At 67.2% G+C, this 11,984-nt stretch carries 11 protein-coding genes (1 of these 11 cut by a window edge); 5 read left to right on the plus strand and 6 right to left on the minus strand.

Annotated features, from left to right (window positions below; translation table 11 throughout):
* On the minus strand, nt 1-437 hold the beginning of the coding sequence (gene msrP / locus NUW50_RS08300; RefSeq protein ID WP_258288630.1) for a protein-methionine-sulfoxide reductase catalytic subunit MsrP. It extends 484 nt beyond the left edge of the window; the window shows 437 of its 921 coding nt (coding positions 1-437); the start codon lies at nt 435-437; its stop codon lies off the left edge, out of view.
* A gap of 71 nt (nt 438-508) precedes the next feature.
* Nucleotides 509-1,996 (minus strand): FMN-binding glutamate synthase family protein, encoded by a 1,488-nt coding sequence (locus tag NUW50_RS08305; protein WP_443135106.1) that lies wholly within the window; start codon nt 1,994-1,996, stop codon nt 509-511.
* Between the two features lie 140 nt (nt 1,997-2,136).
* Between NUW50_RS08305 and NUW50_RS08310 the strand changes: the two genes are divergently transcribed.
* Together NUW50_RS08310 and NUW50_RS08315 are read left to right on the plus strand one after the other, a co-directional pair.
* Nucleotides 2,137-2,883, plus strand: a complete 747-nt coding sequence (locus tag NUW50_RS08310; protein ID WP_258288632.1) for an SDR family NAD(P)-dependent oxidoreductase — start codon at nt 2,137-2,139, stop codon at nt 2,881-2,883.
* 165 nt (nt 2,884-3,048) lie between these two features.
* Nucleotides 3,049-3,258: a hypothetical protein gene (locus NUW50_RS08315; RefSeq protein ID WP_258288633.1), complete on the plus strand. Its 210-nt coding sequence runs from the start codon at nt 3,049-3,051 to the stop codon at nt 3,256-3,258.
* Between the two features lie 127 nt (nt 3,259-3,385).
* Here NUW50_RS08315 and clpB read toward each other — a convergent pair whose 3' ends face one another.
* Nucleotides 3,386-6,010: an ATP-dependent chaperone ClpB gene (clpB, locus tag NUW50_RS08320; protein ID WP_258288634.1), complete on the minus strand. Its 2,625-nt coding sequence runs from the start codon at nt 6,008-6,010 to the stop codon at nt 3,386-3,388.
* Nucleotides 6,011-6,302: 292 nt separating this feature from the next.
* On the opposite strand from clpB, the gene NUW50_RS08325 reads away from it, so the two are divergent.
* Nucleotides 6,303-6,686, plus strand: coding sequence for a VOC family protein (locus NUW50_RS08325; protein WP_258288635.1), 384 nt, complete (start codon nt 6,303-6,305; stop codon nt 6,684-6,686).
* 126 nt (nt 6,687-6,812) lie between these two features.
* Here NUW50_RS08325 and NUW50_RS08330 read toward each other — a convergent pair whose 3' ends face one another.
* Nucleotides 6,813-7,571, minus strand: coding sequence for a sulfite exporter TauE/SafE family protein (locus NUW50_RS08330; protein ID WP_258288636.1), 759 nt, complete (start codon nt 7,569-7,571; stop codon nt 6,813-6,815).
* Between the two features lie 147 nt (nt 7,572-7,718).
* On the opposite strand from NUW50_RS08330, the gene NUW50_RS08335 reads away from it, so the two are divergent.
* Nucleotides 7,719-9,356, plus strand: a complete 1,638-nt coding sequence (locus NUW50_RS08335) for an acyl-CoA dehydrogenase family protein (RefSeq protein ID WP_258288637.1) — start codon at nt 7,719-7,721, stop codon at nt 9,354-9,356.
* Nucleotides 9,357-9,482: 126 nt separating this feature from the next.
* On the opposite strand, the gene NUW50_RS08340 is transcribed toward NUW50_RS08335, so the two are convergent.
* Nucleotides 9,483-10,697 carry an MFS transporter gene (locus NUW50_RS08340; RefSeq protein WP_258288638.1) on the minus strand — a complete coding sequence of 405 codons (1,215 nt, stop codon included), beginning with the start codon at nt 10,695-10,697 and terminating at the stop codon, nt 9,483-9,485.
* A 154-nt stretch (nt 10,698-10,851) separates the two neighbouring features.
* Between NUW50_RS08340 and NUW50_RS08345 the strand changes: the two genes are divergently transcribed.
* A complete protein-coding gene (locus tag NUW50_RS08345) occupies nt 10,852-11,268 on the plus strand; it encodes an META domain-containing protein (protein ID WP_258288639.1) in 417 nt (138 codons plus the stop codon).
* On the opposite strand, the gene recO is transcribed toward NUW50_RS08345, so the two are convergent.
* Entirely contained in the window at nt 11,250-11,975 is a 726-nt protein-coding gene (gene recO / locus NUW50_RS08350) for a DNA repair protein RecO (protein ID WP_258289308.1), read from the minus strand. The genes NUW50_RS08345 and recO overlap by 19 nt on opposite strands.
* Nucleotides 11,976-11,984 lie beyond the last annotated feature (9 nt).

Consider the following 11,984-nt stretch of genomic DNA (forward strand, 5'->3'; position numbering starts at 1 on the left):
ACCTTCTCCAGCAGCTTGCCCAGCTCGAAGCCGATCCAGGGGATCACCATCGACCAGGCCTCGACACAGCGGAACCGGTAGATCCGTTCCTCCAGCGGCAGGCCGGTCATCAGCTCGGCCAGGTCATAGGTGCCGGGCTTGTCCACCAGGCCGGCGATCTCGACTGACCAGGGATCGGTCTTCAGCGTATGGGCATTGGCCGCGGGGTCGGACTTGCGGGTGCCGAACTCGTAGTAGTTGTTGTAGGTGGTGATCTCTTCCAGCGTGTTCGGGGTCTCGTCGGTGGACAGGGCGCTGGTCTTGTAGTCCAGCTTCGCCCAGGCCGGGCCCGCCGCAACCGCGGCCGCGCCGCCCGCGATCAGCTGACGCCGATTCAGCCAGGCGGCCTTCGGGGTCACGTCCGACCAGTTCATGTCGTTCTTCCAGGGCTGTCTCATGCGCGCTTCTCCATTTCCCTGCTGTTCGTCGGTCCTGTCCGAATCGTTACACAAAACCGGGACTTCGCCGGTCACGTTGTCGTGGAAGCGCTGTAACGTTTGACGATCTGGGTCATCGGCAGGGACAGCCCGTTGTCCTGCACGATCCGCACGTGGCGGCGGCTCATCTGCCGCGGTTCCGCGACACCGACCGAATGGGCGATGGTCTCGACATCATGGATGATGCCCTTCGCATAGGCTGCGACCCTGGCCCATTTCTCTTCCGGAACCAGACCCTTCTGGAATCGCGGGTCATGCGTGGTGATGCCGGTCGGGCAGGTGTTCTTGTTGCACTTGAGACTCTGGATGCAGCCGAGCGCGAACATGAATCCGCGCGCCGAGGTGATGAAATCGGCACCGGCGCAGATCGCCCAGCCGACATCCGAGGGATTCACCAGCTTGCCGCTGGCGATGATCGGAATCCGGTCCTTCAGCCCGGCCTCGTCGCGCAGATCGACGACGATCGGCAGCGATTCGCGGATCGAGACCCCGACCAGATCCATCAACGGCATCGGCGAGGCGCCGGTGCCGCCCTCGCCGCCGTCCAGGGTGATGAAGTCGGGCGCACATTCGGCGCCGCGCTTGCGGATCAGCGTGAACAGCTCCTCGAAGGGTTCCGGCGCCCCGAACACCGTCTTGATCCCCACCGGCTTGCCCGTCACCTCGCGGACATGACAGATCAGGTCCAGCAGGTCGCCGAAGTCATCGACCTCGACATGCCGGTTCGGAGAGATCGAATCCTCGCCCACCGGAATCCCCCGGATCGCGGCGATTTCGGGCGTCACCTTGGCGCCGGGCAGGATGCCGCCCTTGCCGGGCTTGGCGCCCTGGGCCAGCTTGATCTCGAACATCTTCACCTGCGGCAGCGCCGCGATGTCCTTTAGCCGGGAATCGTCCAGCCTGCCGTGCTCGTCGCGGACACCGTATTTGGCGGTGCCGATCTGCATGACGATGTCGGCCCCGCCCGACAGGTGATAGGGCGACAGTCCGCCCTCGCCGGTGTTCATCCAGATCCCCGCCGCCTTGGCGCCGCGGCTGAGCGCCGTGACGGCCGGCGAGGACAGGGCGCCGAAGCTCATCCCCGAGATGTTGAAGAAGCTCGGCGCCGCATAGGGATGGCGCGCACCGGCGCCGATCACCATGGGCTGCGTCGCGCTGCCTTCCAGCGGCGGAAAGGCGGCATTGGTGAAGATCGCGGTGCCCGGCTCGGACAGCGAGCGGGTCGAGCCGAAGGCGATGGTGTTGTCATGCCCGTCGCTGGCCCGGTTCACCCAGTCGCGCTGCGCCCGGTTGAAGGGCATCTCCTCGCGGTCCATGGCAAAGAAATACTGCCGGAAGAACTCGCCAAGCTTGGTGAACAGCAGGCGGAACCGGCCGATCACCGGATAATTGCGGCGGATCGCGTCGCCGGTCTGGGTCCGGTCGATGACGAAGAGCACCAGCCCGGCCAGCACCGCCATGCCGATCAGGAAGATGAAACCGAGCGCCAGATATCGCATCGCCCCCATTGCCGCATCCATGAAGCCCATAGCCGTCCCCTTGTGAAATCCTTGCCGCCAGACTGCCCATGGCAGGGCGATGCGGGCAAGCCCCGGGACCGCTCTTCCCTTTCCGCCGCGAAGCCTCCACCCTCCTGACCCGACAACCGGAGGCATCGACCATGACCAGAACCGCCCTCGTGACCGGCGCCGCGCGCGGCATCGGCCTTGCAACCACCAAGCTCTTCCTGGCCGAGGGCTGGGACGTGGCGATGATCGACCGCGACGCCGAGGCGCTGGAAGAGGCCGCCCGGGACCTTTCCGGCGCGCGCCCGGTTCTCTGCGACATCTCCCGGCCCGAGCAGGTGGCCGCGATGCTGCCGCAGGCGGCGCCCGGGGGGCATCTGCATGCGCTGGTCAACAATGCCGGGGTCGCCGATTTCGGCCCGATCGCCGAAACCACATTCGAACGATGGCGCACCGTCATGGAAACCAATCTCGACGGCACCTTCCTTGTCAGCCAGGCAGCGCTGCCGGCGTTGAAGGCCGGCCGGGGCGCGATCGTCAACATCGCCTCGATCTCGGGGCTTCGCGCATCGACCCTGCGGGTCGCCTATGGCACCTCGAAGGCGGCGGTGATCCAGCTGACCCTGCAACAGGCCGCCGAGCTGGGGGAATTCGGCATCCGGGCCAATGCGGTCTGTCCCGGTCCGGTGCGCACCAAGCTGGCAATGGCGGTGCATTCGCCCGACATCATCGCCGCCTATCACGATGCGATCCCGCTGAACCGCTACGGCTCGGAAGACGAGATCGCGCAGGCCATCGCCTTCCTCTGCTCGGAGAAGGCCAGCTACATCACCGGCCAGGTGCTGGCGGCCGACGGCGGGTTCGAGGCCACCGGGATCGGCCTGCCCGCGCTGCGCCGGTAGTCCCTGCCGGGGCCATGCCCGTCGCTGGGCAGAATCCCGCCGCGACACGGCAAAGCTTCGCCGGTTTCGGCACCATCCCCCAAAGGTCGGATGACCCGGATCGCATCCGGGCGTAGCAAGGGAGAACACCCCACAGCGAGTCGCCCCAGGCAGAAGGAGTTCTCGATGCGCTATGTCATCAAGCGCGGCGTCTTGATCGCCATTCTCGGTTTCGGATCACTGCTGGCCTTCGTTGCCTGGCGTGATGCCGATCTGAGCAGCGCATTGGTGATCGGTGGCGCCACCCTGGTGGCCGCGCTGGCCGTCAGCTTCTGGATCGGGCCGTCGCAGCGCCGCTCGCGCGGGTTCGAGCCACGGCGCCGCCACCGCTGGTAGGGTGAACGACCCAGCGGGCACCCTGCCCTGATCTTCCGATGCCGGTTCCCCCTCCGGCAGGGTCACGGCCGCACCCTCCAGACGGTTGCGGCCCGCCCCGGAAAGGGGCGGGCCGCCTGGCATGAGCTTACTGGATCACCGCGTGTTCCGGCGGTGGCCGGTTCGAAGCCGTGACCCGGCCGCCGACCAGCAGCCCGTCCGGACCGGCCGTGATCTTGACGGTCTCGCCGTCCTTCACATCGCCGGCCAGCAGCATCTCGGCCAGTTGGTCCTGCAGCGCGCGCTGGATCACCCGCTTCAGAGGCCGGGCACCGAACACCGGGTCGTAACCCTCGTCCGCCAGCCAGACCAGCGCGTCGCCATCCAGGTCGAGCTTGATCTTCCGCGCCGCCAGCCGTTTCTCCAAGCGACCGATCTGGATCGACACGATGCCGTCCATATCGGCCCGGCTCAACCGGTCGAAGATGATCGTCTCATCCAGCCGGTTCAGGAACTCGGGCCGGAAATGCGCCCGCACCGCAGCCATCACCTCGGCCTTGGCATCCGAGGCGTCGGACCCGTCGGGCAGCTCGCTCAGCGCCTGGGCCCCGAGGTTCGAGGTCAGGACGATCAGGGTCTGCTTGAAATCGACCCTGCGGCCCTGGCCATCGGTCAGCACCCCGTCGTCGAGAACCTGCAACAGCACGTTGAAGACATCCGGGTGGGCCTTCTCGACCTCGTCGAACAGCAGCACCTGATAGGGCCGGCGCCGCACCGCCTCGGTCAGGACGCCGCCTTCGTCATAGCCGACATAGCCCGGCGGCGCGCCGATCAGACGGCTGACCGCGTGCTTCTCCATGAACTCGGACATGTCGATCCGGGTCATGGCGTTCTCGTCGTCGAACAGGAACTCGGCCAGGGCCTTGGTCAGCTCGGTCTTGCCGACGCCGGTGGGGCCGAGGAACAGGAAGCTGCCCAGGGGCCGCCCCTCGTCGTTCAGGCCCGCCCGGGCCCGCCGGACCGCGTTCGACACCGCGCGCACCGCGGACTCCTGGCCGATGACCCGCTTGTGCAGGCCCTCTTCCATTCGCAGCAGCTTTTCGCGCTCGCCTTCCAGCATCCGGCTGGTCGGAATGCCGGTCCAGCGTTCGACCACTTCGGCGATCTGCTCGGGCCGCACCGCTTCCTCGACCATCAGCGCCCCGTCGGCGCCACCGGCACTGTCGGCCTCGGCCAGCTTCTTCTCCAGACCCGGGATGATGCCATAGGACAGTTCCCCGGCCCGGGCCAGGTTGCCTTCCCGCTTGGCCTTCTCGAGCTCGGCCCGCGCCGCGTCCAGCTGCTCCTTGACCGTATTGGCCCCTTCGCGCCGGTCGCGTTCGGCCTGCCAGGCCGCCGACATCGCCTCGGCCTTCTCGTTCAGGTCGGCAAGTTCCTTCTCGAGCTTCGCCAGCCGGTCCTTCGATGCCTGATCGTCCTCTTTCTTCAGCGCCTCGGCCTCGATCTGCATCTGCAGGATCTGCCGGTCCAGCGCATCCAGCTCTTCCGGCTTCGAATCCACTTCCATCCGCAGACGGCTGGCGGCCTCGTCCATCAGGTCGATCGCCTTGTCGGGCAGGAACCGGTCGGTGATGTAGCGATGGCTCAGCGTCGCCGCCGCGACCAGCGCCGAGTCGCTGATCCGCACCCCGTGGTGGAGTTCGTATTTCTCCTTGATGCCACGCAGGATCGAGATCGTGTCCTCGACCGTCGGCTCTTCCACCATCAAAGGCTGGAAACGCCGCGCCAGGGCCGCGTCCTTCTCGATATACTTGCGGTATTCGTCCAGCGTGGTGGCACCGACGCAGTGCAGTTCGCCCCGCGCCAGCGAGGGCTTGATCAGGTTCGCCGCATCCATCGCGCCATCGGTCTTGCCGGCGCCGACCAGCGTGTGCAGCTCGTCGATGAACAGGATGATCTCGCCCGCCGCGGCCTCGATTTCCTTGAGGATCGCCTTCAGGCGTTCCTCGAACTCGCCGCGGTATTTCGAGCCGGCGATCAGCGCGCCCATGTCGAGCGACATCAGCTTCTTGTTGCGCAGGCTTTCCGGCACGTCGCCATTGACGATCCGCAGGGCAAGGCCCTCGGCAATGGCGGTCTTGCCGACGCCCGGCTCGCCGATCAGCACCGGGTTGTTCTTGGTCCGGCGGCTCAGCACCTGCATGGCGCGGCGGATCTCTTCGTCGCGGCCGATGATCGGGTCGATCTTGCCCTCTTCCGCAAGCTCGGTCAGGTCGCGGGTGTACTTCTTCAGCGCGTCATAGCCTTCCTCGGCATTGGCGCTGTCGGCGGTCCGGCCCTTGCGGATGTCGTTGATCGCGGTGTTGAGGTTCTGCGCCGTCACGTTCCCGGCCGCCAACGCCTCTTTGGCCGGTGACTTGACGATCGCAAGCGCGGTCAGAAGCCGCTCCACCGGGACAAAGCTGTCCTTGGCCTTGGTCGCCAGTTTCTCGGCCTCGTCCAGCACCTTCACGGTCTGGCCGTCCATATAGACCTGGCCCGTGTCGCCACTGACCTTCGGCACCTTGGCAAGCGCCGCGTCGAGCGCCTCGACCACCCGCGCGGGTTCACCGCCCGCCCGCGTGATCAGGTTCGACGCAAGGCCCTGCTCGTCATCCATAAGAGCTTTCAGAAGGTGCTCCGGCCCCAGACGCTGGTGGCTTTCCCGCATCGCAATGGTCTGGGCAGCCTGGAGGAAGCCGCGCGACCGTTCAGTGAACTTTTCCAAATTCATCTCATACTCCTTTTCAGCGCCCGCCATCGGATGCCCTGAAACAGGCACATCCCTTCGCGGGCCTTGTTCCCTATCTGGGGGCGGAACCAGGCCGTCGCAAGTCCCATGACAGGGCACAAAATGCCGCAAGGCCAACGAATTTCCGCGCATCGCCCGCGGGCAGGCCGGCCGGGCCATGCACCGGCCCGGTTCCGTCGCCGCCGCGGTGAAACTGCGCGGCCGGGTCGAACGGGCTTGATTTGTGTTTACCTTTTGTTCACGCTGCCCGGATCACCCAGCGAAAGGCCCGACCATGCCCAGCATAGACGCCGTCGCCGTCTCGACCACCGACATGGCCCGTTCGATCGCCTTCTACTCGGCGCTCGGCTTCGACTTCACCGGGGCGGACCCGTCCCAGGATCATGTCGAGCCGAAACCGGTCCCGGGCTCGGCCCGGCTGATGATCGATTCGGCCAGGCTGCTGGAATCGATCTCGAACGCCCGGCCGCGGCCCGCCAGCCATTCCGCCTTTTCCCTGCTCTGCGACAGCCCGGGCCAGGTCGATGCCCTTGCCGGCGCCGTGGCGGAAGCCGGCTTCACCGTGACAAAGCCGCCGTGGGATGCGTTCTGGGGCCAGCGCTACGCCATCGTTCAGGACCCTGACGGCTATCTGGTCGATCTCTTCGCGCCGCTGTAGCGCCGCCTTTGCGGAGCGGACAGCCGCCGGCGGCACGGACAGCGCCAGTGCCGTTTCGACAGATTATGTCTGTACATAATATGCCCAACCGGCAGAACCCGCCCCGGTCAGCTGCGGTTGCAAACCCTAGCCCGCCAGCCCTCGCCGGATCAGGTTCAGCCCGACCACCACCAGCACCGCCAGCGTCGCCTGCCGGAACCGGCGCTGATCCAGCCGGTCCTGCACCGCAAATCCCAAGGCCATGCCGATCGCACCCGGCACCACCAGCGCCATGGAGAGGGGCGCGGTCTCGGCATTCAGCACCCCGGACTTGAGATGCGCCAGCAACAGCACCACCGCGCCGAGCCCGTAGATCACGCCCTGCACCCGTATCTGTTCGACCTTCGGGGTGTCGATGGCGGTCAGGTAGAGCACCGTCGGCGGCCCCCAGACCCCGGACATGCCGCCGACAAAGCCGGCAAAACTGCCGATCAACACTTCGGCCAGCCGCCGGCGCTCCGGCGCGATCCGAAACCCCCAGCCGGCAAGCTGCGACAGGGAGAACAAGGTGATCGGCACCCCGAGGATCAGCAGCATCATCCAATTGGGCAGAATCCGCACCAGCTGCGCCGCGCCGGCAATGAAGACCATCACGATGGCCAGATAGAGCCGGAACCGCAGCACCGAGGCCCAGGCGGCCCGAAAACCTCCGCGCAGCCCCTGCCAGGCGTTCGACGTCACCATCGGCACGATCAGCGCGGCCAGGGCCACATCCGGCGGCAGGATCGTCGCGAAACCGGAAATCATGATCATCGGCTGCCCAAAGCCCACGGCGCCCTTCACGAAGCCGCCGAACATCGTCAAGGCCAGTGTCGCGGCCAGCAGGGTTGGGTCCAGTCCGAACATGCAAGGCAATTACTCCAGGCCGGAGAGCATTGCATCCCCAATCAGCTGCGTCATATTCGTGCGACAAGGTGCGTCAGGGCGAAATCTTGTTGCGCTGCACCTGCGAAGTGATTATCCCGGCATCGAGCCGAAAAAAGGAGCAACCCGATGCCGACAGACACCGAAACCAACGGGCTGCTGCCGACCGCCGAACTTCTGGCCGCCACCAGCGCCGCCCTGCCCGCTGTCGATGCCGCCCTGGCCTCGGCCACCGCAGCGCTGCGCAGCAGGGTGGCGCCCTCGGGCCGGGTCGAAGCCGCGTTGCTCGAGTCGTTTCAGGACGAGGCGCATGGCCTGGCCTGGCTGGCCACCTATGCCGAGGCGCTGCGCCAGCTGTCCGCCTGGGCCGGTCGGCTGGAGGAGCAGGGCAAGTTCGGCGAAGTCGAGGCGCTGATCCTGCAGATCGGTTTCTCGGAATACCTGGCCCAGATCGCCGGCGGCATCCCGATGAGCCAGGGCGAAATGGCCCGCCCGGCCGCAGGAATGGAAATTCCGCGGATCGACGGCAACACCCCGGCCGCCCGCGCCCGGCTGGCGGCGCTGATGCAGGACGCTGCCGCGACGGTGGGGGCCTCGGGTCTCGACGACGAGCTGGAGATGATCCGCGACCAGTTCCGCCGCTATGCCGACGAGAAGGTCCGGCCGCATGCGCATGACTGGCATCTGAACGACGAGCTGATCCCGCTGGAGGTGATCTCGGACCTCGCCGGAATGGGTGTCTTCGGCCTGACCATCCCCGAAGAGTTCGGCGGATTCGGCCTGTCGAAAGCCTCGATGGTCGTGGTCTCGGAGGAGTTGTCGCGCGGTTACATCGGTGTCGGCAGTCTTGGCACCCGTTCGGAAATCGCCGCCGAGCTGATCCTGGTCGGCGGCACCGATGCGCAGAAATCCGAATGGCTGCCGAAGATCGCCAGCGCCGAGATCCTGCCCACCGCGGTCTTTACCGAGCCCAATACAGGCTCGGACCTGGGCGCGCTGCGGACCCGCGCGGTGAAGGAGGGCGGAGGCTACCGCATCACCGGCAACAAGACCTGGATCACCCATGCCGCACGGGCCCATGTGATGACCCTGCTGGCCCGCACCGACCCCGACAGCACCGACTGGCGCGGCCTGTCGATGTTCCTGGCCGAGAAGACCCCCGGCACCGATGACGATCCGTTCCCGACCCCGGGGATGAGCGGAAGCGAGATCGCGGTGCTGGGCTATCGCGGCATGAAGGAATACGAACTGGGTTTCGACGGGTTCGAGGTGAAGGCGGAGAACCTGCTGGGCGGGGTCGAGGGCCAGGGTTTCAAGCAGCTGATGCAGACCTTCGAAAGCGCCCGGATCCAGACCGCCGCAAGGGCGATCGGCGTGGCGCAGGCGGCGATGGAGGTCGGGTTGCAATATGCCACCGACCGCAAGCAGTTCGGCAAGCCGCTGATCGCCTTCCCGCGGGTTGCCGGGAAGCTGGCGATGATGGCGGTCGAGATCATGATCGCCCGGCAACTGACCTATCATTCGGCCTGGCAGAAGGACCACGGCAAGCGCTGCGATCTGGAGGCCGGGATGGCCAAGCTGCTGGGCGCCCGTGTCGCCTGGGCGGCGGCGGACAATGCGCTGCAGATCCACGGCGGCAACGGGTTCGCGCTGGAGTATCAGATCAGCCGCCTGCTCTGCGATGCGCGAATCCTGAACATCTTCGAAGGTGCCGCCGAGATTCAGGCGCAGGTCATCGCGCGGCGGCTGCTCGATACCGCGAACTGATCTGCGCCACGGGCATGGCATCCGCCGCCAGGCTGATTTCCTGTCGGAGAACGGAGGGGGCCGATGCCCGGCCCCCTGCGGCCGACCGGCGTCAGCGGCTTGCTCGCCAGGCGGAGAGCGTCCCGCTCAGGCCGGCGCCACCGCCCGCGCATGACCCAGCCGCGGATGCAGCGTCCCGGCCAGCGCCCAGGCGCCGAACATCCCGAGACCGCAGGAGGCAAAGAGCCCGCCGACCGGCGCCACCAGCAGCACCAGCGCCGCGACGCCGGGCGTCACGATCCCCGAGACATCGCGGAAGCTGGAATAGACCGCGGCCATCTCGGTCCGCTCGCTCGGCTTCACCGCCATCAGGAACGGCAGGCCGCCGCAGACATCCAGCGTGATCAGGAAGGTCGATGCGGTGAACAGCAGCAGCACCGCCACCCAGGGCTGGCCCGACAAGGCGGTGGCGGCGATCATCAGGACCCCGACCGCGGCAAAGGCAAAGCGGATCACCCGGCGGACCGAGTTCCGCTGCACGATCCGCCGGATCAGCGGGGTGCCGAACAGCATCATGTTCGTGCAGCTCAGCGCCACCCCGGCAACCTTGTCGCCCAGCCCGGATTGCAGGCAGAAGATCGGCAGATAGACCACATAGACCCACCAGCCGCAGGACCGCGTCACCGCAAAGACCCAGCCGGCGATCAGCCTTGGCTGGGCGAAGAACCGGCGCAGATAGGCCAGCGGATTGACCGCCGGGCCGCGCGCCCTGGCGATTGCCTTTCCGTTGCCCAGCCGCAGCGCCCAGAACACCATCAGCATCACCGAGGCCGCCAGCCCCGAGGCCAGAAACGGCGCCGGCGCCCACCAGTTCAGCAGCCAGACCCCGGCCACCGGCCCGATCGCCCAGGGCGCGGCGGCAAAGAACATCTTCAGCGACTCGGCCTGACCCAGATCGTTGCGGGCCACATAGTCCAGCACATAGGCGTTCAGGCAGACGAAGAGCGTCACCGTGGCCAGGGAATTGAAACCGAGCGCCAGGGCCACCGCCAGCGGCCCGCCGATCAGCGCCAGAACCATGCCGATCAGGTAGCTGCAACACCCGAGCGTATACATCCAGCGGCGCGGAATCCGCGATGTCGCCCAGGGCACCATCAGGCCCCAGACCAGCGCCACAAGGCCGACGGCCAGATAGACATGGCTGGACCCGTCGGCACTACCCATGGCGCGATAGACGGTCAGCGGCATGACCGAGACCAGCATGCCCCGCACCGCCGCGTCGAGTCCGGCGAGAAGCGCGAAATGGCGGGCGCCCGGGGTATTCCCGTGCTTGAGCAGAAGTGGCGTGCGGCGGTTGAACATCGGACTTCCCCGACCGTGACATGGCCCGGGAAGGCCGCCCAGGTCGCCGCACTTTGCGACATGCCATGTCGAATTCGTCCGCCCATGCGTTGCGGCGGCAGGATTGCCCGCCTTTCGGCTTGACCCGCCGCCTGCGCAGCCTCAGCCTGCGGCGATGAAACAGCTCCGGACACTCTGCGCCACCGCATTGCTTTGCACCCTTCCGCTCATCGTCGGACCGGCCCGGGCCGATGACCCGCCGAAGGGCTGGGGCGATCCCGACATCCTGTGGCAGCTGGCCGAGATCAACGGCGAAGCCTATGCCGGCCAGGCCAGGATGCGTATCTCGACCGAGGACGGCATTTCCGGCAAGGCGCCCTGCAACAGCTTCACCATGCCGCTGGTCGCCAGCTATCCCGACTTCGAGGCCGGAGTCGCCGCCACCACCCGGATGGCCTGCCCGGACCTGGGTCTAGAAATCCTGTTCTTCGCCACGCTCGACGAGATGATGCGGGTCGAGGTGACGGAGGACGCGCTGACCCTCTCGGATGATTCGGGGCAGAGCATGGTCTTTCACCCCGCCGCGGACTGACGCTCCAGCAACGCGACCAGCCGGGCGCGGGCCTCGGGCAGCGGCCGGTCGCCCAGAGCCGCGGCCAGGTGCCGTTCCAGGAAATAGCCCGTGGTGCGCAGCCCCCGGGCCAGGTCGCCCGGCTCTGCCGGCCGACCCAGCAGCAACCCGGGCAACGGCAGCAACCGGTCGGCCCAGACCCCCGCCCCCGCCGCACTGACCGCACGCCCGCTGCGCGGCGAGACATGCACCAGCCCCTCGCGTGCCCCGGTCACCGCGCATTCGCTCAGGTCCAGCCCGAAGCCCATCTCTTCCAGCAGCGCCAGTTCCCAGAGCAGATAGGCCTCGTCCCAGCCCCGGCCGCCAAGCGCATCCAGCAGGCGCACCGATTGGGTGTAGAGCTGGGGATGCGGTTCCCGTTCCGGCAGGCAGAAGGCCAGCAGCGCCGTGACCGCGTTCAGCCCGGCCAGCGCCGTGCGGTCCGAAAAGACCGCCGCCCGGGAGCGCAGAGGCTCGACCGCATAGCTGCCGATATGCTCTTCCAGCCGCGCCTGCCAGACAACCCGCAGGTCGTTGCCCGGTTGCAGATGCGGGGTCATCTTGCGGCTCACACCACCCCGCACCACCCCGGCATGGCGACCATGCGCGGCGGTGAAAACCTCGATGATCGCCGAGGTTTCGCCATGCGGGCGCGCGGTCAGCACGGTCCCTTGATCGCTCCATTCCATGGTGGCATT

It is taken from the genome of Frigidibacter sp. ROC022 (assembly GCF_024723735.1).
In the GTDB taxonomy this organism is placed as follows: Bacteria; Pseudomonadota; Alphaproteobacteria; order Rhodobacterales; family Rhodobacteraceae; genus SLM-1.

Bases quoted from the DNA above. Each gene is read 5' to 3' on its own strand.
- NUW50_RS08305 (WP_443135106.1), bottom strand. From the start codon at position 1,996: ATGGATGCGGCAATGGGGGCGATGCGATATCTGGCGCTCGGTTTCATC.
- NUW50_RS08310 (WP_258288632.1), top strand. From the start codon at position 2,137: ATGACCAGAACCGCCCTCGTGACCGGCGCCGCGCGCGGCATCGGCCTT.
- NUW50_RS08315 (WP_258288633.1), top strand. From the start codon at position 3,049: ATGCGCTATGTCATCAAGCGCGGCGTCTTGATCGCCATTCTCGGTTTC.
- clpB (WP_258288634.1), bottom strand. From the start codon at position 6,010: ATGAATTTGGAAAAGTTCACTGAACGGTCGCGCGGCTTCCTCCAGGCT.
- NUW50_RS08325 (WP_258288635.1), top strand. From the start codon at position 6,303: ATGCCCAGCATAGACGCCGTCGCCGTCTCGACCACCGACATGGCCCGT.
- NUW50_RS08330 (WP_258288636.1), bottom strand. From the start codon at position 7,571: ATGTTCGGACTGGACCCAACCCTGCTGGCCGCGACACTGGCCTTGACG.
- NUW50_RS08335 (WP_258288637.1), top strand. From the start codon at position 7,719: ATGCCGACAGACACCGAAACCAACGGGCTGCTGCCGACCGCCGAACTT.
- NUW50_RS08340 (WP_258288638.1), bottom strand. From the start codon at position 10,697: ATGTTCAACCGCCGCACGCCACTTCTGCTCAAGCACGGGAATACCCCG.
- NUW50_RS08345 (WP_258288639.1), top strand. From the start codon at position 10,852: ATGAAACAGCTCCGGACACTCTGCGCCACCGCATTGCTTTGCACCCTT.
- recO (WP_258289308.1), bottom strand. From the start codon at position 11,975: ATGGAATGGAGCGATCAAGGGACCGTGCTGACCGCGCGCCCGCATGGC.